This window comes from Streptomyces sediminimaris, from assembly GCF_047049295.1.
Lineage (GTDB): Bacteria > Actinomycetota > Actinomycetes > Streptomycetales > Streptomycetaceae > Streptomyces > Streptomyces sediminimaris.
Map to the genome: position 1 here is coordinate 1736537 of NZ_JBJWOT010000001.1, position 25688 is coordinate 1762224.

A 25688-nucleotide genomic window follows, 5' to 3' on the forward strand; every position below is an offset into this window, starting at 1 on the left:
TGGGAGATGTCCGCAGTGAACCGGGTCCGCGCCGCGCACGAGCGTGCCGCGGCCGTGGACCGCCCCGAGATCTGGATCGATCTGCGCCCGCGGGCGGAGGTCGAGGCGGAGGCCCGGGCGATCGACGCACGCGTGGCGGCAGGTGAGCGACTGCCGCTCGCGGGGCGTGTGCTGGCGGTGAAGGGCAACATCGACGTGGCCGGCCTGCCCACCACCGCGGGCTGCCCGGCCTACGCCTACCGCCCGGAGCACGACGCACCGGCCGTCGCCCGGCTCCGCGCGGCGGGCGCGGTCGTGCTGGGCACGACGAACCTGGACCAGTTCGCCACGGGCCTGGTGGGCACGCGTTCGCCCTACGGCGCCGTCCGCCATGCCCACGATCCGTCGCGGGTCAGCGGCGGTTCGAGCTCGGGCTCGGCGGTGGCGGTGGCCCTGGGCATCGCCGACCTCGCCCTGGGCACCGACACGGCGGGCTCGGGACGGGTGCCGGCCGCCCTCAACGGCATCGTCGGCCTGAAGCCGACCCGGGGCCTGGTCCCCACGGCAGGGGTGGTCCCGGCCTGTGCCTCCCTCGACTGCGTCACGGTGTTCGCCCGCACCCTCCCGGAGGCCGGGCAGGCACTGTCCTTCATGGCGGCGCCACCGGCCCGGGACCTGCCGGCCCTCCCCGGGCGCGCCCCGGGCCCGTGGCGCGTCGCGGTCCCCGCACACGAGCAGCTGGGCGTACTGGACGCGGGCTGGGCGCAGGCCTACGACGCGGCCGTACGGCAGCTCGGGGCGGCGGGCGCCGACGTACGCACCCTCGACCTGACCCCGTTCACCGAGGCGGCGGCGCTGCTCTACGAGGGCGCGTTCGTGGCGGAGCGCTATGCGGCGGTGGGGAGTTTCATCGACATGTTGACCTGCGAGGGGGGTGCGGCCGCCGCGGCCCTGGACCCCACGGTCGCCGGCGTCGTCACCAGCGCCCGCGACATCCCGGCCCACCGCCTCTTCACCGACCTGGACCGTCTGGCGGCCCTGCGCACCCGGGCCCTCGGCGAACTGGCCGACGCGGACGCCCTGCTGCTCCCCACCACCACGGGCCACCCGACCCTCGCCGAGGTGGCCGCCGACCCGCTGGGCGCCAACGCCCGCCTCGGCCGCTTCACCAACTCCACCAATCTCCTCGACCTGGCGGCGGTGGCCGTCCCGGCCGGCGAGGTGAACGGCCTCCCGTTCGGCGTCATGCTGATCGGCCCGGCCTTCACGGACGACCGCCTGACGAGGATCGCGGGCCTGCTCCAGCCGGAGACGCGGCTGGCGGTGGTGGGAGCGCACCTGACCGGCCAGCCGCTCAATCCCCAGCTCCTGGCCCTGGGCGCCCACTTGGACCGCACGACCACCACGGCCCCCGTCTACCGCCTGCACGCGCTGCGGACGACGCCGCCCAAGCCCGGCCTGGTGCACGTGGGCGAGGGCGGAGCCGAGATCGAGACGGAGATCTGGCGCCTGCCGGCAGAAGGCCTGGGCCGCCTGCTGGCGGCGCTGCCCCGACCGATGGCACTGGGCACCGTCGAACTGTCGGACGGCACCCGCGCGCCCGGCTTCCTGTGCGAACCGAGCGCCCTGGAGAACGCCGAGGACATCACGCGTCACGGGAGCTGGCGGAACTTCCTGAGCGCCGGGTAGACGGGCGCCCTCAGGGGCACGGGGCTGTGCCGGCATACGGCTCCGCCGGGTGGGTGCGACCGGCCGCGGACAGCCCGCACCCGCCGAACATCCCTCACCCCACCGACGAGTAGGCCACAACCCCCCGCAGCAACCCCTCAACCGCCCTGCGCGCGGCCTTCCCCACCGTCGAGCCCTCCGCAGGAGAGGCCGCGGAGATCTGCCCCAGCACGTCGATCACCTGCTTGCACCACCGCACGAAATCCCCGGCCGGCATCTCCACCTCCCGCAGGACCTCGTCGAGCCCCTTGCCGCCGGCCCACATGTACGCGGCCCAGGCGAACCCGAGATCCGGCTCCCGCTGCCCGACCCCCTCGCTCTGCGTGATCCGGAAGTCCTCCTCCAGCGCGTCCAGCCGCCCCCAGATGCGCACCATCTCACCCAGCGCGGCCTTGGCCTTGCCGGAGGGCAGCTTCGGGGCCATCGCGTCGTCGCCGACCCGGGCCTCGTAGACCAACGCCGAGACGCACGCGGCCAGTTCCGCGGGGCCGAGCCCTTCCCAGACCCCGGCCCGCAGGCACTCGCTGGCCAGCAGGTCCAGCTCGCCGTACAGCCGCGCCAGCCGCTTGCCGTGCTCGGTGACCTCGTCACCGCGCAGGTAGTCGAGCTCGGTCAGCAGCGCCACGATGCGGTCGAAGGTCCGGGCGATCGTGTTCGTACGGCCCTCGATGCGCCGCTCCAGCTGCGAGGTGTCCTTCAGCAGCCGGTGGTAGCGCTCGGCCCACCGCGCGTGGTCCTCACGATCGTTGCACCCGTGGCAGGGGTGGGCGCGGATCGCGGTGCGCAGCCGGGCGATCTCGCGGTCGTCGACGGCCAGGGAGCGCTTCTTGCGGGCCCGCTCCGGCGGGATGTGCCCGGCCTTGGTGCGCAGCGCCGAGGCGAGGTCCCGGCGGGACTGCGGGGAGCGGGCGTTGAAGGACTTGGGGATGCGCATCCGCTCCAGCGCCTCGACCGGCACCGGGAAGTCCATCGACGCCAGCCGCTTGACCTGGCGCTCCGCGGTCAGCACCAGCGGGCGCGGCCCGTCGTGGTGCTCGAAGCCGCGATGGCCGTTGGACCGCCCGGCGGGCAGGCCGGGATCCAGCACCAGCGCGAGACCGGCGTACTTGCCCGTCGGCACATGGATGACGTCCCCCGGCTTGAGCTTCTCCAGCGCGACCGCGGCCTCGGCGCGCCGCTGGGCGGCGCCCTGCTTGGCGAGCTCGGTCTCGCGGTCCTTGAGCTCGCGCCGCAGGCGCGCGTACTCCTCGAAGTCACCGAGGTGGCAGGTCATGGAGGCCTTGTAGCCCTCCAGCCCCTCCTCGTTGCGCTGCACCTGCCGCGAGATCCCGACGACCGACTTGTCGGCCTGGAACTGCGCGAAGGACGTCTCCAGCAGCTCGCGCGAACGGTGCCGGCCGAACTGCTCGACCAGGTTGACCGCCATGTTGTACGAGGGCTTGAAGCTGGAGCGCAGCGGATACGTGCGGGTGCCCGCGAGCCCGGCCAGGTGCTCGGGACTCATGCCCCGCTGCCACAGCACCACGGCATGGCCCTCGACATCGATGCCGCGCCGGCCGGCACGGCCGGTCAGCTGGGTGTACTCGCCGGGGGTGATGTCGGCGTGCTGTTCGCCGTTCCACTTGACGAGCTTCTCCAGGACCACCGAGCGCGCGGGCATGTTGATGCCCAGCGCCAGCGTCTCGGTCGCGAACACGGCCTTGACCAGGCCGCGTACGAAGAGTTCCTCGACGACCTCCTTGAACGTCGGCAGCATGCCCGCGTGGTGGGCCGCGATACCGCGCTCCAGGCCTTCCAGCCACTCGTAGTAGCCGAGGACGTGCAGGTCCTCGGTCGGGATGGACGCCGTGCGCTCCTCGACGAGGGCGCGCACCCTCCCGCGCGCCTCCTCGTCGTTGAGCCGCAGACCGGCGTAGAGGCACTGCTGTACGGCCGCCTCGCAGGCCGCGCGGCTGAAGATGAAGGTGATGGCGGGCAGCAGGCCCTCGGCGTCGAGACGTTCGATGACCTCAGGGCGGCCCGGGGTCCACACCCGCGAGCGCTGTCTGCGCTCCCGCTCACGGTCGGCCTCGCGCATCGCCCGGCCGCGCCTGCGGTCCTGGTAGGAGGGGCGGCTCGCCTCCATGCGCGCCAGGCGCGTGAGGTCGGGGTTGACGGCCTTCTTGCTGCCCTCGCCCTCCTCGAACAGGTCGTACATCCGCCGCCCGGCGAGCACGTGCTGGAACAGCGGCACCGGCCGGTGCTCGGAGACGATCACCTCGGTGTGGCCGCGGACGGTGTCGAGCCAGTCGCCGAACTCCTCGGCGTTGGAGACGGTCGCGGACAGTGACACCAGGGTCACCGACTCGGGGAGGTGGATGATCACCTCCTCCCACACGGCGCCGCGGAAGCGGTCGGAGAGGTAGTGCACCTCGTCCATGACCACGTGGCCGAGGCCGAGGAGCGTCTGCGAGCCCGCGTACAGCATGTTCCGCAGCACCTCGGTGGTCATCACGACCACCGGGGCGCCGGAGTTGACGCTGTTGTCGCCGGTGAGCAGACCGACCCGCTCCGCGCCGTAACGGCGGCACAGGTCGGCGTACTTCTGGTTCGACAGCGCCTTGATGGGGGTGGTGTAGAAGCACTTCTTGCCCTGCTGGAGGGCGAGGTGGACGGCGAACTCGCCGACGATCGTCTTGCCGGAGCCGGTGGGCGCCGCGACCAGCACGCCCTTGCCCGCCTCGAGCGCCTGGCAGGCCTCGATCTGGAAGGGGTCGAGGCCGAAGTCGTACATCTCGCGGAAGGAGGCGAGCGCGGTGGCCTGCTCGGCAGCGCGCCTGCGGGCAGCCGCGTACCGCTCGGCCGGGGAGAGGTCCTCTGTCATCGTGCTTTCGAGCGTACCGGGCCACACTGACAACAGGACGATCATTATCCGGAACCCGGTGCGTCAGACAGCGAGAGGCGCCGACGTCACCAGGGACGCGGGCACCTCTCACGAACTCCTGCCGAGCGTGTGCGAGCGAAGGCCTCAGGTCACGTCGTCGTAGCCGTTGACCCGGTCCGTGCTGGCCTGCTCGGGCAGCGCCCGGCTGGCGGAGACCGTCTCGATCTCCCCGACGTCCTCGGGGGTGAGATCCAGTTCGGAGGCCTCGTCGTCGCTCAGCTCCGCGTCCGGGTTCGCGCGGGCGCGGCGCCTGTCGTTGAGCAGGGCCACTCCCACCGCCATGAAGTACAGCACGACGATCGGGCCGGCCAGGGCGATCATGCCGAAGGGGTCGGTCGTGGGCGTCGCCACGGCGCCGAAGACGAAGACGCCCATCACCACACCGCGCCACCAGCCCGCCATCCTGCGCCCGGACACCATACCGGCGAAGTTGAGCATGACAAGGATCAGCGGCAGCTCGAAGGCACCGCCGAAGATGAGGATCATCCGGACGACGAAGTCCAGGATCTTGTCCATCGGCAGGATGTTGGCGGAGCCTTCGGGTGTGATGCCCAGCAGCACCCGCATGCTGATGGGAAGGATCGTGTAGGCGAGCCAGGCGCCCGCGAGGAAGAGCGGCACCGCCGCCGAGACGAACCAGTACGTGTACTTCCGCTCGTGGCGGTGCAGACCGGGCGCCACGAACGCCCACAGCTGATAGAGCCAGACGGGGCTGGAGATGATCACGCCCGCCATGAAGCAGACCTTCACCGTGGTGGTGAACGGCGACAGCAGGTCGGTGTAGGCGATGACGGCGCAGGCGCCGCCGGTGGACTCACCCAGTCCGGTCTTGCAGCGGGGCACCGGATCGATGAGGAAGTTCATCAGATCCTGGCTGTAGAAGGCGACCACGACGGACACGACCGTGATCGCCAGCATGCCCTTCGCGAGCCGGTTGCGCAGCTCGCGAAGGTGATCCACGAGAGGCATGCGCCCCTCGGGGTCCTTCTCCTTCTTGCGGGCGGGCTTGAGCACCCCACGTCCTCGTCTCGTGCGGCGGGCCGGATGCGTCCGGCCCTGCGTCAGCGCTTGGTGGTGTCCGTCGGTTCGTTGACCGGACGCGAGCTGGTGACGTCGCCCGGGGAAGCCTGGATCGTGCGCTGCGCGGAGGACTGCTCCCCGGTGGGGGCCGTCTGGGAGGAGGAGTTGCCGTCCTCCTTCATCGCCTTGGCCTCGCTCTTGAGGATGCGCGCGGACTTGCCGAGCGAGCGGGCCATATCCGGAAGCTTCTTAGCGCCGAACAGCAGAACGACGACAACGAGGATGAGCAGGATCTCGGGAGCGCCGAGCCTTCCGAACATAAGTCTCTACCTTCTCACCGAGGCGGCTGGGTGGGATGCTGTCCGACCAGTCGGACATATGTCCGAGCAGTCGCACTGACAGCGATCGTAACGCTCAGGGGTAAACCGGAGGCAATCCCTGTGCGTACTCCCGGTCAGCGATACGGGCCTCGTTCTCCGCACCGCGACCAGCAGCGTACCCGCCGCAGCGGCCCGTGTGACAGTGCGAAGTGACCCAGAACGCTGTGGCTCCACGCCCCACAAGGCCCCCTCGGCAGCCCTCACAGCGAGTCTGCGGCACGCGCCACGCCCACCGACGCCCGCTCCAGTTCCTCGGCGGCCCCGTTGATACGGCGCGCGGAGTCCGACACCTGCCTGCCGAGGCGCTCGGCCTCCACGAAGACCCGGACGGCCAGCACACCGAGGACGGCGAGACCCAGGAAACCCACAGCTACCGCGAACATCGGCCAGAACATGGGTCGAGCCTAGAGGGCGGAGTGCAGCCGCAGTGTCCTGACCCCGCCGCCGGTCAGCAGTTCCACGATGCGCTCCCCGGCCGGCTTGCGGACCGAGGAGCCGCAGTCGGGGCAGGTGAAGGAGTAGAAGGTGGTGCGGCTCGTGGCGCCGATGGCGAGGCGCAGCGCACCCGCGGCGAGCTCGAAGCTGCCGCGGCACTCCGGGCAGCCCGCCCTGAAGGTCACCGGCGAGACGCTTCTCATCCCGGCGAAGGCTGCCGCCACCGACATCTCCTGCACACCGGACACCGACGACTCGCTCAAGCTCCTGCTCCTTAGTTCCGGGTCGTTCGCCTTCGGGCGCCGCGGCCGGTGCCCGCCCGCGGCGACGGCTCACTCCCTGTCGTACTGCCCCTCGTCCACCACAAGCCCGCCGTGCGGCCCCCGGGCGTCCACGCCGTCGTACGCCGCCAGTGCCTCGCGGGCCGCCCGGCGGGCGCTGTCGGCGAGCTCGCGCGGGGCGACGATCCGGCCGTCGCGCCCGAGCCGCAGCGCCAGCCGCCGCAGCGAGGCCGGGTCGGGCGTACGCAGGCTGATACGCAGCCCGCCGTCCGGAAGCTCATCCGCACTGTCGTGCGGGTAGTACTCGGCGACCCAGCGGCCGCCCGGACCGACCTCGACCACGACCTCCGGGTCCTCGGCGGCCGGCTGCACCAGCCCCTCGGACAGGTCCCGCAGCTCGATCTCCGGCGGCGCGGCCGGCTCGTCGAGGATCTTGATCTCGGCGACCCGGTCCAGCCGGAAGGTGCGGCGCGCCTCGGAACGGCGGCACCACGCCTCCACGTACGTGTGCCCGACGCTGACCAGCCGGATGGGGTCGATCTCGCGCTCGGTGAGCTCGTCGCGCGCGGGCGAGTAGTAGCGGATCCACAGCCGGCGGCGCTCCGCGATCGCACGGTCGACGTCGGCGAAGACCCCGCCCTCGGACTCGAAGGTCACCGACAGCCGGGAGCTGGCGCCCGCCGCCTCGCCGGCCGCGGCCTCCACCTTGGCGGTGGCGCGCAGCAGCGCCTGCCGGTCGCCCTCGCGCAGCCCGGGCAGCGTGGACACCGCGCGGGCGGCCACCAGCAGCGCGGTCGCCTCGTCGGCGGCCAGCCGCAGGGGCTCGGCCGCCTCCTCACCGAGGGCGGCCGCGTTGTGCCACCAGATGCGCTCGCCGTCGGTGTCGATGTCGAGGAGGTCACCGCCGCGGAAGCTGGTGCCGCACATGGGCAGCACGTCGAGATCCGAGGCCAGCTCGTCCTCGGTGATGCCGAAGGCGCGCGCCACGTCCTCGACCCGGGCCCCCGGACGCTCCTTGAGATACGTCACCAGGGAGAGCATCCGCCGGGTCTGGTCGATGGCGCTCGCGGGCCTGACCGGTTTGCCTGCCACTGTCCTGCTCCGCTCCCCCTCAGCCCTTGGCCACGGCCTGCAGCCGGTCCACCACGTCCGCACGCAGCTCGGCCGGCTCCAGGACCACCACGTCCGGCCCGAACTCCACCAGCCAGGCATCCAGCCCGTGCCCGTACGGAATCTCCAACTCGTCCCAGCCGTCCCCGAGTTCCCGCACCGCGGTGGCCTTCGCCCGAAGGGGGTACCCGGCCCCCGAGCGCAGCCGGATCAGCGCGGAGCGGTCGGCGGTCTCCCCCGCCCAGCTCGCGACGGTCTCCCGCACGGTGACCACGTCGGGTACGGCGGCGGTGAACCGCCCGCCGCGGCTGCGCACCCTGCCGGTGATCCGCGACAGCCGGAAGACCCGCTCGGCGCCCCGGTCGCGGTCGAAGCCGGCCAGGTACCAGTGGCCGCGCCAGCACTCCAGCGCCCACGGCTCGACGTGCCGCGGCTCGGGGTGGGCGGCGGTGGCCTTGCGGTAGTCGAAGACGACCGGGCGGCGGTCGCGGCATGCCAGCATCAGCGGTTCGAAGGCGGCCTCGTGCACCGGGATGCGCGGTTCCAGGGCGCCGTGGGCCTCGTACGGATCGACGTCCTCGGGCAGACCGGCCGCGCGCAGCTTCTGCAGGGCGCCGCTGGCCGCTCCGGCGAGCCGGGCCTGCTGCCACACCTTGGCGGCGAGACCGAGGGCGGCGGCCTCCTCGGCGTCGAGGGTGATCGGCGGGAGGCGATTGCTGTCGCGGCGGGCCAGGTAGCCCGTCTCGCCGTCGAGGTTCTCCACCGTCTCGATGACCAGGCCGAGTTCGCGCAGATCGTCCTTGTCGCGCTCGAACATGCGGCTGAAGGATTCGTCGCTGCCCGCCGTGCCCGGTCCCGGCCCGAATGCCTCGACGTACGCCTCGATGGACTCGCGCAGCTCGCGCTTGCTGAGCGGCCGCCGGGTCCCGAGCAGACACAGCGCCAGGTTCATCAGCCGCTCGGCCTTGGCAATGGCCATCGACGCCCTTCGCCTCCCTATGGTGCTTGTCGACGTTGACCGTACCGCCCCGAAGTGGCGTGGCAAAAGCCGAGGGCCCGTGCCTGGGCAGGCACGGGCCCCCGGGTGACCGGGTCCGGTCGGAACCGCGGGTCAGACCGCGAGGAGGTCGACCACGAAGATCAGAGTCTCGCCCGGCTTGATCGCCGGGGTCGGGCTCTGGTCGCCGTAGGCGAGGTGGGCGGGGATGGTCAGCTGGCGGCGGCCGCCGACCTTCATGCCCTGCACGCCCCGGTCCCAGCCCGCGATGACCCGGCCGCCACCCAGCGGGAAGCGGAACGGGGTGCCGCGGTTCCAGCTGGCGTCGAACTCCTCACCGGTGCTGAAGGCGACGCCCACGTAGTGGACGGTGACGGTCTGACCCGCCTGCGCGACCGCGCCGTCGCCCTCCCAGATGTCCTTGATCTCGAGATCCGCCGGGGGCTCGCCGCCCGGGAAGTCGATCTCGGGCTTGTCCATGCTCACGTCTTTCAGCTCCTGCTTGTCCGCGGAAAGGCAACACGCACAGTCTTACATCACGGGAGGGCTACATCTTCGCGAGGATGTCGACCGAGAAGACGAGCACGGAGTCCTTCTTGATGCCGCTGCCGGCCGGCGGCTTGTCGCCGTAACCCAGCTTCGGCGGGACGACGATGAGGACCCGGCTGCCGACCTTCTTGCCCTCCAGGCCCTGCGCCCAGCCCTTGACGACCTGCTGCAGCCCGAACGACGTCAGCGCCTTGCGGCCGTAGGTCGAGTCGAACTCCTTGCCGTTGTCCCAGAAGACGCCCTTGTACTGCACCAGGACGCTGTCCTTGGCGGCGACCGTCTCGCCGTCGCCCTCGATGACGTACTTCGACACCAGGCCGGTGGGCGCGTCCTTCTTGGGGATGTCGATGGAGGGCGCCTTGCCGTCGGTGTTGGTGCCGACCTTCGGCAGGCTCGCGTCGTTCTGCGGGACCTCGGTGCCCTTGGCGGAGCTGGAGGCGTTGAACGCGCCCTGGATGTCGGCGACGAACACCAGCGTGTCGGTGCCCTTGATGCCCGCCTGGGAGTTCCCCTCCTTGCCGTAGCCCCAGGTGGGCGGCACGGAGAACAGGACGCGGCTGCCGACCTTCTTGCCCTGCAGGGCGTACCGCCAGCCGTCGATGATGCTGCCCTCGGCGAGCTGGATGAGCAGCGGGGTCTTGCGGTCGTAGGAGTTGTCGAAGACCTTCCCCGTGCTCCACACCTGGCCGAGGTAGTGGGCCTGCACGTAGTCGTTCTCGGCGACCGCCTTGCCGCCGCCCGCGATCAGCGTCTTCACCGCGAGCTGCTTCGACGGGTCCCCGGAGCCCTTGGCGACGGCCGGCTTCTCGCCGAACTTCGTCCCCGCCGTGACGGCCGGCAGCGGACCGCCGACGATCTTCGGCGGCGGCGCGGCGGAGGTGGCCGGGGCGGAGGGCGAGGCGCTGTCGCTGGCCTTGCTCGAGTCGGACTTGTTGTCGCCGCCGCACCCCGCGACGGTGACAAGTCCTGCGGGTACGGCGATGAGAAGGGAGCGTCGGCGCACGGTGGGGGCCTCGTATCGGTCGATCTTGTGGATGGCGTGCGCGCAACTCTACGGCGTGAGAAGGGCGCCGCACTGGAAACGTACGGCGCCCGTGTTGCGTTCCGGGCTGTCACCGGAACGCGTGGCTCACATTCCGGCGATGAGCTTCTCCACGCGGTCGTCCACCGAACGGAACGGGTCCTTGCACAACACCGTGCGCTGCGCCTGGTCGTTGAGCTTGAGGTGGACCCAGTCGACGGTGAAGTCCCGGCGCTGTTCCTGGGCCCTGCGGATGAAGTCGCCGCGCAGCCGGGCCCTGGTGGTCTGCGGGGGGACGGACTTGCCTTCGAAGATCTTCAGGTCGCTGCAGATCCGCTCTGCCTGACCCTTCTTCTCCAGCAGGTAGTACAGGCCACGACGGCGGTGGATGTCGTGGTAGGCGAGGTCTATCTGCGCGACCCTCGGGTGGGACATGGTCATGTTGTGCTTGGCCCGGTACCGCTCGATGAGCTTGTACTTCATGACCCAGTCGATCTCGGTGCCGATCCGGTCGAGGTCCTCGGTCTCGATCGCGTCCAGGGTGCGGCCCCACAGCTCCAGGACCTGCTCGACCGTGCCGGTGCGGATGCCCCGGCGCTCGCAGAAGTCCACGGCCTTCTCGTAGTACTCGCGCTGCACCTCCAGGGCGGAGGCCTCGCGGCCGCTGGCCAGGCGCACCTTGCGCCGGCCGGTGATGTCGTGGCTGACCTCGCGGATCGCCCGGATCGGGTTCTCCAGGGTCAGGTCCCGCATCACGGTGCCCGCCTCGATCATGCGCAGCACCAGGTCGGTCGCCCCGACCTTGAGCAGCATGGTCGTCTCGGACATGTTCGAGTCGCCGACGATGACGTGCAGACGGCGGTAGCGCTCGGCGTCCGCGTGCGGTTCGTCGCGGGTGTTGATGATCGGCCTCGAGCGGGTCGTCGCCGAGGAGACGCCCTCCCAGATGTGCTCGGCCCGCTGGCTGACGCAGTACACCGCGCCGCGCGGCGTCTGCAGCACCTTGCCGGCCCCGCACAGCAGCTGGCGCGTGACCAGGAACGGAATGAGAATGTCCGCGAGCCGGGAGAACTCCCCGTGACGCGCGACGAGATAGTTCTCGTGGCAGCCGTAGGAGTTGCCCGCCGAGTCGGTGTTGTTCTTGAAGAGGTAGACGTCGCCCGCGATTCCCTCCTCGTGCAGGCGTCGTTCGGCGTCTACCAGTAGCCCTTCCAGAATGCGCTCGCCGGCCTTGTCGTGGGTGACCAGCTCGGTCACGTTGTCACACTCGGGTGTCGCGTATTCCGGATGTGAGCCCACGTCGAGATAGAGGCGGGCGCCGTTTCGCAGAAAGACATTGCTGCTGCGGCCCCATGACACGACACGGCGGAAGAGGTACCGCGCCACCTCGTCGGGAGACAGGCGGCGCTGTCCCCTGAACGTACACGTGACGCCGTACTCGTTCTCCAGCCCGAAGATGCGGCGGTCCATGAGTGAACATTACGCCCGATCCCCTGAGCTGAAACGGGGTTCGGCTGCTCGGTTCGGATCATTTTCGGATGAAGCCGCAACGACCGCACCACCCGCGGGAGCTGCGAGGACCCGTCCGGTGGCCAGCAGAACCAGCACGGACACACCGCCCGCGGCGCCGGGCACGGCGAAGCCCCACAGCGCCCCGCCCGCCTGGACGACCGGCCCCGCCACACCCGTTCCGACCGACGCCCCCACCGTGAACGTCGTCACGAGCCAGGAGAAGGCCTCGGTGACCGTCCCGGCCGGCGCGTGCCGGTCGACGAGCACGAACGCGCACGCGATGACGGGCGCCAGGAAGAGCCCGGCCAGGGCTGTCAGCAGCACCATGGCGACCGTGCCCGGCAGCAGCGTCAGCGGCAGGTAACACACCGCCAGCAGGGCCACCAGGGCCCGCAGTCGGCGCGCGGGCTCTCCGGTCCACCGCCGCGCCCCGTAGACGGTGCCGCCGACGAGCGCGCCGAGCCCCAGGGCGGCCATCAGCCAGCCGTACACGGCGTCTCCGCCGTGACGGTCCGCGTACGGCACCGCGGCCACCGTGATGGAACCCAGCGCGATACCGACGAACAGGAACGCGCCGAGCAGCGCGAGCAGCCCCGAGGAGCGCAGCGCGCCCAGCCAGTGCGCCTCGCGCGGCGCCGAACGCCACGCGCGCGAGGGCTGCGAGAGGACCACCGAGAGCGCGCCGAGCACACCCACGGCGTTCAGCGCCAGCAGGGCCGCCCGCTCCGACCACAGCGCCACGCACAGGGTCACCAGCAAGGGGCCGACCGTGAACATGACCTCCTGCGCCACGGCGTCCATGGCGTAGGCCGTGTGCACCTGCTCCTCGCGCCGCAGCACGGACGGCCACAGCGCCCGCAGACCGCCCTCCAGGGGCGGCGTGAAGAGCCCGGCGGCCGCCACGCACGCGTAGGCGAGGGGCAGCGGGTCGGTGCCGGAGAAGGCGAAGCCCGCCATCGCCAGGGCCGACACGACGGCTGCGGGCAGCTGGACGCGCGGCTGGCCGTGGAGGTCCACCAGCCGGCCGAGCACGGGCTGGCCGACGGCGTTGGCGACGCCGTACACCGCCGCGAGGGCACCCGCCAGGCTGTACGTGCCGCCCTCGGCGCGGACGAAGAGGACCAGGGCGATCGCGGCGGTCGCGTTCGGCAACCGGCCCACCAGCGTGCCCGCCAGCAGCCGGGCCGCGTGTCTCGCCCTGAGGATCTCCAGGTATCCCGCGGCCATGCCCCCGCCTCCACGCCTCACGTTGTACGTATAACCCGGCTCCCCATACGTAGCATGTGCGCTGTCCGCAGTCCAGGCGAACGACCGAGACGAAGAGAGCAGGCCCGCGGTGGCACGCAGCAGCACGCGCCCGACCAGCCGTGACGTCGCCCGGGCGGCGGGCGTCTCCCAGGCCGCCGTCTCCCTGGTGCTGGGCGGCAAGTGGCACGGCCGCGTCGCCGAGACCACCGCCGAACGCGTACGGGAGGCCGCGCGCGAACTCGGCTACCGGCCCAACCTCGCCGCCCGCAACCTGCGCCTGGGGCGCACCCGCACGGTGCTGCTCGTCGTCCCGGCACTGACCACCGAGTTCTTCGCCGGCGTCTACACCGGCGCCGCGCGCGTCGCCGCCGACCACGGCTTCGGCGTCGTGCTGTACCCCTCCCCCGAGGGCATCGGCCCCGCCCGCGACCCCTTCGCGTCCGCCCAGGCGGCCCTGGACGGCGTCATCGCCTCCTCCATGGCCGCGGACGCCCTCACCGCCATCCGCGGCGACCAGCTGCCCCTGGTGATGCTCGACAGCGACCCGGAGGGCAGCCTCGGCGCGGCGACGGTGAACCTCGACATCGCGGACGGCGTCCGGCAGGTCCTCGACCACCTGCTGGGCCTCGGCCACCGGCGCTTCCTGCACCTGGCCGCGGACGTGGCGTCGTGGACCTTCGACGTCCGCGCGCGCGAGCTCGCCGAACGCGCCCGCACGGTACCCGGCACCTCCGTGCGCACGGCGCGCGCGCCGATCTCCATCGAGGACGCCCTGACCGCCGCCGAGGCGGCCCTGTCGGCGCCCGGACCCCGGCCCACGGCCCTGGTCTGCGACGACGACAAACTCGCGGCGGGCGCCTACAAGGCGGCCCGGCGCCTCGGCCTGCGCATCCCCGACGACGTCTCCGTCACCGGCCTGGACGACCTCGCCCTCGCCACCGCCCTCGACCCCGAACTGACCACCGTGCGCCTGGACGCCGAACTCTTCGGCGAGCGCGGCATGCGGGCGCTGCTGGCCGTCCTGGAGGGCCGCGTGCCGGAGGCGGGCGACATCCCCGTCGAGCTGGTCGTACGCGGCTCCACGGCGCCCCCGGGCACCCCCTGAACGCCCTGTGCCCCGGCCGCGTGGCGGCCGGGGCACACGAACGTGGGGCGAGGCCGGCTACTCCTCGTCCGCCTCCTGGCCCTCGGCTCCCTCCGAGCCCTCCGCCGCGGTGGCCGCACCGTCGCTCTCCAGCAGCCGGGAGAGCTGGCGGCCGACGATCCGCCTGAACTTACGGGCCTGCGGGCGCGTGCGGTCCAGCACCGCGACCTCCAGCCGCTCGGCGGGGATCTCCCGCTCACTGCCGTTGGTGTCGCGGGACAGGGCCGTCACGGCCAGCCTCAGCGCCTCGGCCAGCGTCATGCCGTCCTGGTGGCGCTGGTCGAGATAACCGCTGATCTGCTCCGCGTTGCCCCCGACCGCGACGGAGCCGTGCTCGTCCACGATCGAGCCGTCGTGCGGCAGCCGGTAGATCTGGTCACCGTCCGGGGTCTCGCCGACCTCGGCCACCACCAGTTCCACCTCGTAGGGCTTCTCACCCGCCGAGGAGAAGATCGTGCCCAGCGTCTGGGCGTAGACGTTGGCGAGACCGCGCGCGGTCACGTCGTCACGGTCGTAGGTGTAACCGCGCAGGTCGGCATAGCGCACGCCGCCGATGCGCAGGTTCTCGTACTCGTTGTACTTGCCGGCGGCCGCGAAGCCGATCCGGTCGTAGATCTCGCTGAACTTGTGCAGCGCGCGGGACGGGTTCTCGCCGACGAAGACGATGCCGTCGGTGTACTGCAGCACGACCAGGCTGCGGCCGCGGGCGATGCCCTTGCGGGCGTACTCCGCCCGGTCGGCCATGGCCTGCTGGGGTGAGACATAGAACGGCGTCGACACCGGTTATCCGTCCCTTTCTGTCGAAGTCAACTGGATCACCCTGATAACAACCGGCCGCCGGCTACAGCAGCGCGGCCCGCGGACCGTCGGGCTGCTCCAGCCGCCGCTCCAGCACGGAACGGGCGATCTCGGAGGACTCGTCCTCCGTCAGCCGGCGGAAACCGTCCTCGGTGATCACGGTGACGATCGGGTAGATCCGGCGGGCGACATCGGGACCACCGGTCGCCGAGTCGTCGTCTGCCGCGTCGTAGAGGGCCTGTACCACGAGCGTGGTGGCCTGGCTCTCGTCGAGGTCGTCCCGGTAGAGCTTCTTCATGGCTCCGCGGGCGAAGATCGATCCGGAGCCCGTGGCCGCGTAGCCGTGCTCCTCGCTGCGGCCGCCCGTGACGTCGTAGGAGAAGATCCGGCCCTTCTCCCGGTCCACGTCGTACCCGGCGAAGAGGGGGACCACGGCCAGACCCTGCATGGCCATGCCCAGGTTGGAACGGATCATGGTCGACAGCCGGTTCGCCTTGCCCTCGAGGGAGAGCTGCGCCCCCTCGACCTTCTCGAAGTGCTCCAGCTCCAGCTGGAACAGCTTGACCATCTCGACCGCGAGACCGGCGGTGCCGGCGATGCCGACGGCCGAGTACTCGTCGGCCGGGAAGACCTTCTCGATGTCGCGCTGGGCGATCACGTTGCCCATGGTGGCGCGGCGGTCACCGGCGAGCACGACCCCGCCCGCGAAGGCCACGGCCACGATGGTGGTGCCGTGCGGCGCCTCGATGACCCCCTGGGTGGGCGGCAGCCGGCGGTTGCCCGGCAGCATCTCCGGCTGGTGCTCCGACAGGAAGTCCATGAAGGACGAGGACCCAGGCGTCAGGAAGGCAGCTGGCAGACGCCCGGTGCTACGAGTGTTGGCTTCCACGCGATTCCTTCCGAGTAAGCGGCGGCCCGGCGGACGGCGTCGGGATCGTCACCCAACTTGCCGATGGCCGAATTGCAGTTGAAGCACAGTACGCCTCGGACCCTACCCGTCCTTCGGCAATGATCCACATGCACGGCGGGAACCCTTGGGCAGATCACGCGCAGCCCCCTCCGAGAGGCGACCGTCTCGTCACGCTCGGCTCCGGTGCGGCCGTACCGGCGCTTGAGGGCCTGCCCGGCCCTCGGTGGCCCGGCACGCCTCGCGGCGCGTGGCCCGCCCGTGCGAAGCCGGCGCGTTGCGGTGCCACTCGCCCCGCGGCCTGACCTCACCACGCTTCAGACAGAGCTTGCGCTCCTCTGGGACCTCCACGTCGGGGCGAACCCTCCGACTCGGACCGTCCCCGAGCGAACGCCGCGAGCGGTTTGGTCCGACCGCACCGCACGCGGCACTTCGCACCTTCTCCGATTGCCGAGATCCCAGGCCCGCGCACCCTTCAAACTGAAGGCTACTCGCCGCCTTTCTGAACGAACGACCGAACGAAATCCTCGGCGTTCTCCTCGAGCACGTCGTCGATCTCGTCCAGGACGGAGTCCACGTCGTCGCTCAGCTTCTCGTGGCGCTCCTTGAGGTCCTCGGAGCCCTGCGCGTCCTGCGCCTGCTCCTCGACCTCCTCGGTGGAATGCGTCGCCTTCTGCTGGCCGCCGCCGGTGTCCTTGGTCGCCATAACCCTCACCCCGCTCGGTTCGACGTTCTTGATCAGACCCTACAAGCAGGGTCCGACATCGGCCCCGCAGTTCCCTCAACGTCCGGGGACCACCTCGATGATTCCCTTACGCCAGGTTTTCCACCCTGTTGGGCCGCATCGGCCCCGGGTACCCCGTCAGTTGCCGGACAGCACCCTGACCAGGTCCTCCGCCGTGCGGCAGCGGTCCAGGAGCTCCTTGACGTGATTTCGCGTTCCGCGAAGCGGTTCGAGGGTTGGGACGCGCTGCAGCGAGTCCCGCCCCGGGAGGTCGAAGATCACGGAGTCCCAGGAGGCGGCCGCGACGTCATCGGCGTACTGCTCGAGGCAGCGGCCGCGGAAGTACGCGCGTGTGTCCTCCGGAGGGCTCGTACGGGCCCTCTCGACGTCGTCCTCGCCCAGCAGGCGCTTGATCCGGCCGCGGGCCGCCAGACGGTTGTAGAGGCCCTTCTCGGGCCGTACGTCGGCGTACTGGAGGTCCACCAGGTGCAGGCGGGCGGCGTCCCAGTCCAGGCTGTCCCGGCGCCGGTAGCCCTCCATGAGCTCCCGCTTGGCGACCCAGTCCAGCTCGCCGGCCAGGCTCATCGGGTCGTTCTCCAGGCGGTTGAGGGTGTCCTCCCAGCGGGCCAGGACGTCCTTGGTCTGCTCGTCGGCGTCGGAGCCGAAGCGCTCCTCGACGTACTTGCGGGACAGCTCGAAGTACTCCATCTGGAGCTGGACCGCGGTGAGCGTGCGGCCGCTGCGGAGCGTGACCAGGTGCCGCAGGGAAGGGTCGTGCGACACCTGGTGCAGCGTGCGCACCGGCTGGTCGACGGCGAGGTCCACCGCGATGAAGCCGTCCTCGATCATGGACAGGACCAGGGCGGTGGTGCCCAGCTTGAGGTAGGTGGAGATCTCGGAGAGGTTGGCGTCGCCGATGATGACGTGCAGGCGGCGGTACTTCTCCGCGTCGGCGTGCGGCTCGTCGCGCGTGTTGATGATCGGGCGCTTCAGCGTCGTCTCCAGGCCCACCTCGACCTCGAAGTAGTCCGCGCGCTGGCTGAGCTGGAAGCCGTGCTCGTGGCCGTCCTGACCGATGCCGACGCGGCCGGCGCCGGTGACGACCTGGCGGGAGACGAAGAAGGGCGTGAGGTGGCGCACGATGTCCGAGAAGGGGGTCTCCCGCTTCATCAGGTAGTTCTCGTGCGTGCCGTAGGAGGCGCCCTTGTTGTCGGTGTTGTTCTTGTAGAGATGGATCGGCTGCGCCCCCGGCAGCTGGGCCGCGCGCTCGGCCGCCTCGGCCATGATCCGCTCGCCGGCCTTGTCCCACAGGACGGCGTCGCGCGGATTGGTGACCTCGGGGGCGCTGTACTCGGGGTGCGCGTGGTCCACGTAGAGCCGTGCGCCGTTGGTGAGGATCACGTTGGCGAGGCCGATGTCCTCGTCCGTGAGCTGGCTGGCGTCGGCGGCCTCGCGCGCGAGGTCGAAGCCCCGCGCGTCCCGTAGCGGGTTCTCCTCCTCGAAGTCCCAGCGGGCCCGGCGGGCCCGGTGCATCGCCGCCGCGTAGGCGTTGACGATCTGGGACGAGGTGAGCATGGCATTGGCGTTGGGGTGGCCGGGGACGGAAATGCCGTACTCCGTCTCGATGCCCATTACTCGCCGTACGGTCATGCGGCCCTCCTTGCCCGGCGGCGCCCTCGGTCGGGGGCGCTGCTCAAGTACCGCTGGCGCTCCGGTGCGTGTGCGGTGCCCGTCCCCGCACTGCGCGACTCGGCGGTACCGAAGAGCCTAGAACGGCTTTGCGCTGGTGGGGAGATCATTTGCGTCATTGCCTTGCTCCAGCCGTGGCCTGAAAAACAGTCGGCTGCGGGTACCCGGTGAGGGCACCCGCAGCCGCCCTGTCTTTTACAGGTACTGACCGGTGTTCGCCACCGTGTCGATGGAGCGTCCGGTGTCCGCGCCCTGCTTTCCGGTGATGAGGGTACGGATGTAGACGATCCGTTCGCCCTTCTTTCCGGAGATCCGGGCCCAGTCGTCCGGGTTGGTGGTGTTGGGCAGGTCCTCGTTCTCCTTGAACTCGTCCACACAGGCCTGGAGGAGGTGGGAGACCCTGAGTCCCTTCTGGTTGTGGTCGAGGAAGTCCTTGATCGCCATCTTCTTGGCGCGGCCGACGATGTTCTCGATCATGGCGCCGGAGTTGAAGTCCTTGAAGTACAGGACCTCCTTGTCACCGTTGGCGTAGGTGACCTCCAGGAAGCGGTTCTCCTCGGATTCCGCGTACATCTGCTCGACCGCCGTCTGGATCATGCTCTCGACGGTGGACGCCTTGTCGCCGCCGTGCTCGCCCAGGTCGTCGCCGTGCAGCGGGAGGCGCTCGGTGAGGTACTTGCCGAAGATGTCCTTGGCGGCCTCGGCGTCGGGACGCTCGATCTTGATCTTCACGTCCAGGCGGCCCGGGCGCAGGATGGCGGGGTCGATCATGTCCTCGCGGTTGGAGGCGCCGATCACGACCACGTTCTGCAGACCCTCGACACCGTCGATCTCGGCGAGCAGCTGGGGGACGATGGTGTTCTCCACGTCCGAGCTGACGCCGGAGCCGCGAGTGCGGAAGAGCGACTCCATCTCGTCGAAGAAGACGATGACGGGAGTGCCCTCGCTGGCCTTCTCACGGGCGCGCTGGAAGACCAGGCGGATCTGCCGCTCGGTCTCGCCGACGTACTTGTTCAGCAGCTCGGGGCCCTTGATGTTGAGGAAGAAGCTCTTGCCGGCGGCCTGACCGGTGACCTCGGCGACCTTCTTGGCCAGCGAATTGGCGACGGCCTTGGCGATGAGCGTCTTGCCGCATCCGGGAGGCCCGTAGAGCAGTACGCCCTTGGGCGGACGCAGCTCGTGCTCCCTGAACAGGTCGGGGTAGAGGTAGGGCAGCTCGACGGCGTCGCGGATCGCTTCGATCTGGCCGCCCAGACCGCCGATCTGCTCGTAGCCGATGTCGGGCACCTCTTCGAGGACGAGTTCCTCGACCTCGCTCTTCGGGATGATCTCGTAGACGTAGCCGGAGCGGGGCTCGAGCAGCAGGGCGTCACCGGCACGGATGTTCACGTCGAGCAGCGGCTCGGCGAGTCGTACCACCCGTTCCTCGTCGGTGTGCCCGAGCACCAGGGCGCGCTCGCCGTCCTCGAGGATCTCCTTGAGGGTGACGATCTCTCCGGCGCGCTCGAACTCCATGGCCTCGACCACGTTGAGCGCTTCGTTGAGCATCACTTCCTGGCCGCGCCGGAGCTCTTCGAGGTCGACGCTGGGGCTGACGTTCACCCGGAGCTTGCGGCCCCCGGTGAAGATGTCGGCCGTGCCGTCCTCGTTCGCCTGCAGGAAGACGCCGAACCCGGCGGGCGGCTGCGCCAGCCGGTCGACCTCTTCCTTGAGGGCCACGATCTGGTCACGGGCCTCACGGAGCGTGTTGGCGAGTCGCTCGTTCTGGGCGGACACGCCGGCCAGGTTGGTCTGCAGCTCGACGATCCGCTCTTCGAGAATCCTCGTGTGTCGCGGAGAGTCGGCGAGCTTGCGTCGCAGGACGGCGATCTCCTGCTCAAGGTAGGCAATCTGCCCGGCGGGGTCTTCGGACCCTCGTCCCGGGCGGATGCCGCGGTTCATGTCGTCGTCGTGGGCTGCCACGGTCCTCACCTCCTCCAAGGGGAGCTGGACGCTTCCAGACCCTACCTGGGTGGGTGTCGATTGAAACCCCTAGATCACAAAGACGGTCGGGGTGTGTCCGATCTTCACCCTTGCGCTCTCCCTCACGCCAGGGAATACCCACCGAACATGATTGGAAAGCTGCCCCAGGTAGGGTCGAAGTGTTCAACACCCGTCAGAGCTGGCCGGATTCCCGCCCGCCCGACTTGTAAACGGCAGGAGACATGAGCGTGCAGCAAGAGGCCGGTTCCGGCGAGACGCTGGAGGTCTGGATCGATCAGGACCTGTGCACCGGCGACGGTATCTGCGCTCAGTACGCGCCGGAGGTGTTCGAGCTGGACATCGACGGGCTGGCCTACGTCAAGGGCCCGGACGACGAGCTCCTGCAGGCCAAGGGCGCCACGACGCCCGTACCCCTGCCGCTTCTGACCGACGTGGTGGATTCGGCCCGGGAGTGTCCGGGCGAGTGCATCCACGTACGGCGGGCCTCGGACGGGGCGGAGGTCCACGGCCCGGACGCACCGTAGCCGTCCGAGTACGGAGCGTCAGATTGTCTGAAATCTCACATGCCGCACGCGCGGTTCAGACGCTGTGCGTCCCGGCGGATGTCGAGCGCGCGAACGAGCCGTTTTTCCACTGCCATTCCGCGTGGTCGGTGACGTCCGGGCAGCAGCGCGGCACGTCCTTCGAGGAGTAGCCGAGCAGGGTGGCGAAGACCGCTCCGTCCCGCACCGCCAGGTCACTCACCGTGTCCCCGGCCTTGGGGTCGGTGAGGGTGGCCACCACGCGGGGGGTGCCGTCCTTGGCGCGTGTGAGGACGTAGACGCCGTCGGGTGGGGTGCCCATGGGGGCGTCGCAGTGCACCACCGCGACCGTCTCCGGGCGGCCGTCGCCGTCGAGGTCGCCGGTGGCCTTCTTCCGCACGACGGCCTTCACCGGGCCGCACGTCAGGGGGAACGCGACGCCGGCGGTGCCGGGCGCGGCCACCGCGTGGGCGGCCTTGGACCCGGGGCGGCCGGCCTGCGGCTGGGCGGCGGTGGCCGAGTCGGGCTGCAGGAGCGAGGAGAGGGCCATGACGCCCGCTACGGCCGTGGCGGTGGCGACCCAGTGGATGGGCCGGGTCTGCGCGTGTGCCAGTTCCGGAACGGCGGATTGCTGCACTAGGAGCGTCTCCTGTGAGGGCTGTGCCGGTGGGGGTGGCTGCATCGTGCCACACGTCACAGTGGGGCGGAACGGCGGGGTGTTCGGTTCCTCGGCGACTTCCCGCCGGGATTGTTCGATTTGCTCCGCCATGTCAACAGAAGGGCGCCGGGGTCGAGTTCCGGATGTCTTCCGGAACTCGACCCCGGCGCCCGTTCGTTGAGTGCGGCACGCCCTAGCGGCCGGAGCCTCCGTCGGCGTTGGGACCGGCGTAGTCCTCGCCGTAGGCGCCCTTGGCGGGACGGCGGCGGCGCATGGGCGGCTCGACGCCGTCCGCGAGGCGGCGGGCGGTGAGGAGGAAGCCGGTGTGTCCGATCATCCGGTGGTCCGGGCGGACGGCCAGGCCCTCGATGTGCCAGTTGCGGATCATGGTCTCCCAGGAGGTCGGCTCGTTGAAGCAGCCGATCTCGCGGATGGACTCGACGGTCCGGGCGAGCTGGGTGGTGGTGGCGACGTAGCAGCACAGGATGCCGCCGGGCACGAGCGCCTTGGAGACGGCCTCCAGGCACTCCCAGGGGGCGAGCATGTCGAGGATGACGCGGTCGACGTCGGCGTCCGACAGGTTGTCCTGGAGGTCGCCGACGGTGAGCTGCCAGGCGGGGTGGGGGCCGCCGAAGTAGCGCTCCACGTTCTGCCGCGCGATCTCCGCGAAGTCCTCGCGGCGCTCGTAGCTGTGCAGCATGCCCTGGTCGCCGATGGCGCGCAGCAGGAAGCTGCTGAGCGAGCCGGAGCCGACGCCTGCCTCCACGACGCGCGCGCCGGGGAAGATGTCGGCGAAGGCGAGGATCTGCCCGGCGTCCTTGGGGTAGACGACGGCCGCCCCGCGGGGCATGGACAGGACGTAGTCGGGGAGCAGGGGGCGCAGCGCGAGGTAGGCGACGTTACCGGTGGTGCGGACAACGCTGCCCTCGGGAGCGCCGATCAGCTCGTCGTGCGGGAAGGAACCCTTGTGGGTGTGGAAGTTCTTCCCGGCCTCGAGCGTGAACGTGTAGTGGCGGCCCTTGGGGTCGGTCAGCTGTACCTGGTCCCCGACCTTGAAGGGCCCGCGCCTGCGGGCGGCACCGGTCGGTTCGGACATGTGAACAGCCTACCGGGGTTTGCCGGGACCGCCGACCACCGGACCGGCCACCGGACCGGCCACCGGACCGGGCCTACGAGGTCTGGGAGGGGCGGGCCATGGCCTTGACGAAGGCCCGCTCGACGTCGGCCGCCGACAGGACGCCGTAGATCTCACCGGTCTCCTCGACCACCAGGTACTCGGTGGCGGGGGTGGCCCGCAGGACGTCGAGGAGGTCCTCGCCCGCCAGTTCCGCCGAGACGCGCATGCCGTCGGTGAGCTCCTGGGCGAGGCCGCTGACGGCGACCCAGGGGCGGCGGTGCTCCGGTACGCCGACGATGGCGGCCTCGCGTACCAGGGACAGGGGCGTGCCGTCGGGGTCGACGACGACCAGGGCGCGGGCGCCGGCGGCGTTGGCCCGGCGCAGGGCCTCGGAGAGGGGGGTGTCGGTCTCGACCGGGACGGCGCGGCGGGTGAGGTTGCGGGCGCGCAGCTCCGGCAGGTGCTCCCGGAGCCGTGCCATGCGCAGGCTGTTGCCGGCGCCGGTCCAGATGATGGCCGCGAGGATCGCGGCGAGCAGGGCGTCGGTGACCGTGTCCATGCCGACGCTGTCCTCGGCGGTGGAGCCGAGGGCACCGGACTGGGTGAGCAGCGGCAGGCCGATCAGGACGGAGACGGCGAGCGCGCGGCCGACCCAGGCGGCGGCGACGGTGCCGCTCATGGGCTTGCCGGTGATCTTCCAGACGACCGCGCGCAGCATCCGGCCGCCGTCGAGGGGGAGGCCGGGCAGGAGGTTGAAGATGGCTACGATCAGGTTGGAGATCATCAGCCCGGCCAGCAGGACACCGAGGACGGTGCCGGGCTCGACGGGCTGCATGGCGGCGTAGAAGAGGCCGGCGAGGACCAGGGAGAGCAGTGGGCCGACGAAGGCCAGCACGAACTCCCGGCCGGGTGTCTCGGCCTCCTTCTCGATCTCGGAGACGCCGCCGAAGAACTGGAGCTGGATGCGGCGCACGGGGAGCTTGAAGCGCAGGGCCGCGACCGTGTGGGCCAGTTCGTGGATGAGGACGGAGGCGTAGAAGGCGACCGCGAAGAAGAGGGAGACGAGGTAGCGGGCGGCGCCGAGTCCGGGCAGCACGCGGTCGAGCTGCCCGCCGAAGACCCAGGTGATCAGGGCGGCGACGAGGAACCAGCTGGGCGCCACGTAGACGGGGACGCCGAAGGGCCGCCCCATCAGCAGGCCGCCTCGGGGGGACTCGGGGCGCCGGGGCGGGCGGGTCCTGGTGGAGCCGGAGTGGGCGAGGGTGCGCTCGTGACTGGAGGGGTGGCTGGTGCCGGAGGTGCCTGAGGTGCCTGAGCTGCCTGAGCTGCCCGAGGTGCCAGAGATGTCTGAGCTGTTGGTGTTGTCGGATAGGCGGGAGGTGCGGTCCTCCGCGGAGCGGTCGTCGGCGGGAGGAGTGCGGGCGGGGATGTGGCCGTCCGCGGTGTCCCTGCCGTCCTGGCAGGCCGCGGTGTCCCCGCCGTCCTGGCCGGCCGCGGGCTCCTCGCGGGCACCGTCCGCAGGGCGGGCCTTCGGGGCGGTGGCGTCCTGGGGGGCGTCCCGGTCCCGTACGCCCCCGTCCCCGGTCCCGCTGCCGTCCTCCCCCTCGGTGGCCTTCGCGGGACGTCCGTCGCCGTCGGCCGGGGTGGTTGAGGGGGCGGCCGGGGCCACCGGCCCTGCGTGGTGCTCGGCCGGCTCGTCGGTGCCGGACCGCGGCTGCCCGCTCCCGCCGCTCTCGTCCACGATGTCCCCTCGTTCGAAGCGTCTTCCGCGCCTGCCGGGCGAAAGGGTCTGAGGTCGATGGTATGCGGCCGTCGTGGTGTGTTCCGCCCCGGCACCCCTCCTGTTTTCCCGGGCGTCCCGCCCGTCACAGGCGCGGCTGGGTCACTGTCAGTGGCGGGCCGTAAGGTCTGGGGGCATGGAGACGAGTGCGGAGGGCACGGCGGAAGCCGGCGGCAGTGGTGCGGTGCCGGCGGGGGCGCCGGTTCCTGAGGAGCGTGCGGAGCCGGTGCCGGCGGTGGCCGCGGTGGAACCCGCCGCGGTCGGCGCGGCGAGCGGGCCGGTGCCGGTGGCCATAGCGCCCGCGAGCCTTTCACCCTCGCGTGCCAGTGACTTCATGCAGTGCCCCCTGCTCTACCGCTTCCGCGTCATCGACCGGCTTCCCGAGAAGCCGAGCGAGGCGGCGACCCGGGGCACGCTGGTGCACGCGGTTCTGGAGCGGCTCTTCGACGCCCCGGCCGCGGACCGGACCGCGCCGCGTGCCAAGTCGCTGATCCCCGGGCAGTGGGACCGGCTGCGCGAGAGCAGGCCGGAAGTGGTGGAGTTGTTCGAGGACGACCCCGAGGGCGAGCGGCTGGCGCGCTGGCTGGGCGAGGCCGAGCAGCTCGTCGAGCGCTGGTTCACCCTCGAGGACCCGACCCGGCTGGAACCGGTCGAGCGGGAGCTGTTCGTCGAGACGGAGCTCGACTCGGGGCTGACGCTGCGCGGGATCATCGACCGGGTCGACGTGGCGCCCACGGGCGAGGTGCGGATCGTCGACTACAAGACGGGCAAGGCACCCCGGCCCGAGTACGCCGAGGGCGCGCTGTTCCAGATGAAGTTCTACGCCCTGGTGGTCTGGCGGCTGAAGAAGGTCGTCCCGCGGCGGCTGCAGCTGGTGTATCTCGGCAGCGGCGACGTACTGACCTACGATCCCGTCGTCGCCGACCTGGAGCGCGTGGAGCGCAAGCTGCTGGCCCTGTGGGAGGCGATCCGCAAGGCGACGGAGTCCGGTGACTGGCGCCCGCGCCCCACCAAGCTCTGCGGCTGGTGCGACCACCGGTCCCACTGCCCGGAGTTCGGCGGCACTCCCCCGCCGTACCCGCTGGCGGTGACGGCGGCCGGGGCGGAACCGGCCGGCCGTCCGCCGGCCGCCGGCGGGTGACCCGGAGCGGGCCCCGGCCGGCCCCGCAGGACGCGGCCGCCGG

Annotated in this window: 24 protein-coding genes; 4 read left to right on the plus strand and 20 right to left on the minus strand. The window is 71.1% G+C overall.

The genetic code is table 11. The annotated features are described in order from the left end of the window. Positions 1-6 precede the first annotated feature (6 nt). A complete protein-coding gene (gene atzF, locus ACJ9NR_RS08110; protein ID WP_412488987.1) occupies positions 7-1668 on the plus strand; it encodes an allophanate hydrolase in 1662 nt (553 codons plus the stop codon). A 94-nt stretch (positions 1669-1762) separates the two neighbouring features. Here atzF and ACJ9NR_RS08115 read toward each other — a convergent pair whose 3' ends face one another. The 11 genes from ACJ9NR_RS08115 to ACJ9NR_RS08165 form a co-directional block, all read right to left on the minus strand. Next, positions 1763-4615: a DEAD/DEAH box helicase gene (locus tag ACJ9NR_RS08115; RefSeq protein ID WP_412488986.1), complete on the minus strand. Its 2853-nt coding sequence runs from the start codon at positions 4613-4615 to the stop codon at positions 1763-1765. A 99-nt stretch (positions 4616-4714) separates the two neighbouring features. Then, entirely contained in the window at positions 4715-5599 is an 885-nt protein-coding gene (gene tatC / locus ACJ9NR_RS08120; RefSeq protein ID WP_412490489.1) for a twin-arginine translocase subunit TatC, read from the minus strand. A gap of 92 nt (positions 5600-5691) precedes the next feature. Next, the gene (gene tatA, locus ACJ9NR_RS08125; RefSeq protein WP_412488985.1) at positions 5692-5970 is read right to left on the minus strand and encodes a Sec-independent protein translocase subunit TatA; all 279 of its coding nucleotides are present in this window, start codon (positions 5968-5970) and stop codon (positions 5692-5694) included. 260 nt (positions 5971-6230) lie between these two features. After that, on the minus strand, positions 6231-6425 hold the full coding sequence (locus ACJ9NR_RS08130; protein WP_412488984.1) for a hypothetical protein: 195 nt from the start codon (positions 6423-6425) through the stop codon (positions 6231-6233). 9 nt (positions 6426-6434) lie between these two features. Beyond that, the gene (locus tag ACJ9NR_RS08135; RefSeq protein WP_412488983.1) at positions 6435-6728 is read right to left on the minus strand and encodes a hypothetical protein; all 294 of its coding nucleotides are present in this window, start codon (positions 6726-6728) and stop codon (positions 6435-6437) included. Between the two features lie 69 nt (positions 6729-6797). Continuing rightward, entirely contained in the window at positions 6798-7838 is a 1041-nt protein-coding gene (locus tag ACJ9NR_RS08140) for a helix-turn-helix transcriptional regulator (RefSeq protein ID WP_412488982.1), read from the minus strand. Positions 7839-7857: 19 nt separating this feature from the next. Next, entirely contained in the window at positions 7858-8835 is a 978-nt protein-coding gene (locus ACJ9NR_RS08145) for a helix-turn-helix transcriptional regulator (protein WP_412488981.1), read from the minus strand. A 132-nt stretch (positions 8836-8967) separates the two neighbouring features. After that, a complete protein-coding gene (locus ACJ9NR_RS08150) occupies positions 8968-9339 on the minus strand; it encodes an FKBP-type peptidyl-prolyl cis-trans isomerase (RefSeq protein ID WP_412488980.1) in 372 nt (123 codons plus the stop codon). Between the two features lie 61 nt (positions 9340-9400). Next, positions 9401-10405, minus strand: a complete 1005-nt coding sequence (locus ACJ9NR_RS08155) for an FKBP-type peptidyl-prolyl cis-trans isomerase (RefSeq protein ID WP_412488979.1) — start codon at positions 10403-10405, stop codon at positions 9401-9403. A gap of 126 nt (positions 10406-10531) precedes the next feature. Beyond that, the gene (pafA, locus tag ACJ9NR_RS08160; RefSeq protein ID WP_412488978.1) at positions 10532-11893 is read right to left on the minus strand and encodes a Pup--protein ligase; all 1362 of its coding nucleotides are present in this window, start codon (positions 11891-11893) and stop codon (positions 10532-10534) included. Between the two features lie 9 nt (positions 11894-11902). Next, positions 11903-13162 (minus strand): MFS transporter, encoded by a 1260-nt coding sequence (locus tag ACJ9NR_RS08165; RefSeq protein WP_412488977.1) that lies wholly within the window; start codon positions 13160-13162, stop codon positions 11903-11905. 109 nt (positions 13163-13271) lie between these two features. Between ACJ9NR_RS08165 and ACJ9NR_RS08170 the strand changes: the two genes are divergently transcribed. Further along, positions 13272-14288 (plus strand): LacI family DNA-binding transcriptional regulator, encoded by a 1017-nt coding sequence (locus tag ACJ9NR_RS08170; protein WP_412488976.1) that lies wholly within the window; start codon positions 13272-13274, stop codon positions 14286-14288. A gap of 57 nt (positions 14289-14345) precedes the next feature. Here ACJ9NR_RS08170 and prcA read toward each other — a convergent pair whose 3' ends face one another. The 6 genes from prcA to arc form a co-directional block, all read right to left on the minus strand. Continuing rightward, positions 14346-15107 (minus strand): proteasome subunit alpha, encoded by a 762-nt coding sequence (gene prcA / locus ACJ9NR_RS08175; protein WP_412488975.1) that lies wholly within the window; start codon positions 15105-15107, stop codon positions 14346-14348. Between the two features lie 61 nt (positions 15108-15168). Next, complete coding sequence (prcB, locus tag ACJ9NR_RS08180; protein WP_412488974.1) at positions 15169-16014, minus strand: proteasome subunit beta; 846 nt, start codon at positions 16012-16014, stop codon at positions 15169-15171. Beyond that, entirely contained in the window at positions 15966-16346 is a 381-nt protein-coding gene (locus ACJ9NR_RS08185; RefSeq protein WP_412512686.1) for an endonuclease VII domain-containing protein, read from the minus strand. Before ACJ9NR_RS08185 ends, prcB begins: the two co-directional genes overlap by 49 nt. Before the next feature lie 173 nt (positions 16347-16519). Next, the gene (locus tag ACJ9NR_RS08190) at positions 16520-16738 is read right to left on the minus strand and encodes a ubiquitin-like protein Pup (RefSeq protein ID WP_412488973.1); all 219 of its coding nucleotides are present in this window, start codon (positions 16736-16738) and stop codon (positions 16520-16522) included. Between the two features lie 156 nt (positions 16739-16894). Beyond that, positions 16895-18406 (minus strand): depupylase/deamidase Dop, encoded by a 1512-nt coding sequence (gene dop / locus ACJ9NR_RS08195; protein ID WP_412488972.1) that lies wholly within the window; start codon positions 18404-18406, stop codon positions 16895-16897. Positions 18407-18640: 234 nt separating this feature from the next. Next, the gene (gene arc / locus ACJ9NR_RS08200; RefSeq protein ID WP_412488971.1) at positions 18641-20407 is read right to left on the minus strand and encodes a proteasome ATPase; all 1767 of its coding nucleotides are present in this window, start codon (positions 20405-20407) and stop codon (positions 18641-18643) included. A gap of 242 nt (positions 20408-20649) precedes the next feature. Here arc and ACJ9NR_RS08205 point away from each other — a divergent pair, with 242 nt between their 5' ends. Further along, entirely contained in the window at positions 20650-20952 is a 303-nt protein-coding gene (locus ACJ9NR_RS08205) for a ferredoxin (protein ID WP_412488970.1), read from the plus strand. Between the two features lie 55 nt (positions 20953-21007). Here the strand turns inward: ACJ9NR_RS08205 and ACJ9NR_RS08210 are convergent, their stop codons facing one another. The 3 genes from ACJ9NR_RS08210 to ACJ9NR_RS08220 form a co-directional block, all read right to left on the minus strand. After that, the gene (locus tag ACJ9NR_RS08210) at positions 21008-21586 is read right to left on the minus strand and encodes a hypothetical protein (RefSeq protein ID WP_412488969.1); all 579 of its coding nucleotides are present in this window, start codon (positions 21584-21586) and stop codon (positions 21008-21010) included. Between the two features lie 214 nt (positions 21587-21800). Next, positions 21801-22703 (minus strand): tRNA (adenine-N1)-methyltransferase, encoded by a 903-nt coding sequence (locus ACJ9NR_RS08215; protein WP_412488968.1) that lies wholly within the window; start codon positions 22701-22703, stop codon positions 21801-21803. Positions 22704-22776: 73 nt separating this feature from the next. Continuing rightward, positions 22777-24465, minus strand: a complete 1689-nt coding sequence (locus tag ACJ9NR_RS08220) for a site-2 protease family protein (protein WP_412488967.1) — start codon at positions 24463-24465, stop codon at positions 22777-22779. 175 nt (positions 24466-24640) lie between these two features. Between ACJ9NR_RS08220 and ACJ9NR_RS08225 the strand changes: the two genes are divergently transcribed. Continuing rightward, positions 24641-25645: a RecB family exonuclease gene (locus ACJ9NR_RS08225; protein ID WP_412488966.1), complete on the plus strand. Its 1005-nt coding sequence runs from the start codon at positions 24641-24643 to the stop codon at positions 25643-25645. Positions 25646-25688: the final 43 nt, after the last annotated feature.

What these genes read in the sequence shown, in the direction of transcription:
- atzF (WP_412488987.1), top strand. Translation starts at nt 7, where the DNA reads ATGTCCGCAGTGAACCGGGTCCGCGCCGCGCACGAGCGTGCCGCGGCC.
- ACJ9NR_RS08115 (WP_412488986.1), bottom strand. Translation starts at nt 4,615, where the DNA reads ATGATCGTCCTGTTGTCAGTGTGGCCCGGTACGCTCGAAAGCACGATG.
- tatC (WP_412490489.1), bottom strand. Translation starts at nt 5,599, where the DNA reads ATGCCTCTCGTGGATCACCTTCGCGAGCTGCGCAACCGGCTCGCGAAG.
- tatA (WP_412488985.1), bottom strand. Translation starts at nt 5,970, where the DNA reads ATGTTCGGAAGGCTCGGCGCTCCCGAGATCCTGCTCATCCTCGTTGTC.
- ACJ9NR_RS08130 (WP_412488984.1), bottom strand. Translation starts at nt 6,425, where the DNA reads ATGTTCTGGCCGATGTTCGCGGTAGCTGTGGGTTTCCTGGGTCTCGCC.
- ACJ9NR_RS08145 (WP_412488981.1), bottom strand. Translation starts at nt 8,835, where the DNA reads ATGGCCATTGCCAAGGCCGAGCGGCTGATGAACCTGGCGCTGTGTCTG.
- pafA (WP_412488978.1), bottom strand. Translation starts at nt 11,893, where the DNA reads ATGGACCGCCGCATCTTCGGGCTGGAGAACGAGTACGGCGTCACGTGT.
- ACJ9NR_RS08165 (WP_412488977.1), bottom strand. Translation starts at nt 13,162, where the DNA reads ATGGCCGCGGGATACCTGGAGATCCTCAGGGCGAGACACGCGGCCCGG.
- ACJ9NR_RS08190 (WP_412488973.1), bottom strand. Translation starts at nt 16,738, where the DNA reads ATGGCGACCAAGGACACCGGCGGCGGCCAGCAGAAGGCGACGCATTCC.
- dop (WP_412488972.1), bottom strand. Translation starts at nt 18,406, where the DNA reads ATGACCGTACGGCGAGTAATGGGCATCGAGACGGAGTACGGCATTTCC.
- ACJ9NR_RS08205 (WP_412488970.1), top strand. Translation starts at nt 20,650, where the DNA reads ATGAGCGTGCAGCAAGAGGCCGGTTCCGGCGAGACGCTGGAGGTCTGG.
- ACJ9NR_RS08215 (WP_412488968.1), bottom strand. Translation starts at nt 22,703, where the DNA reads ATGTCCGAACCGACCGGTGCCGCCCGCAGGCGCGGGCCCTTCAAGGTC.
- ACJ9NR_RS08225 (WP_412488966.1), top strand. Translation starts at nt 24,641, where the DNA reads ATGGAGACGAGTGCGGAGGGCACGGCGGAAGCCGGCGGCAGTGGTGCG.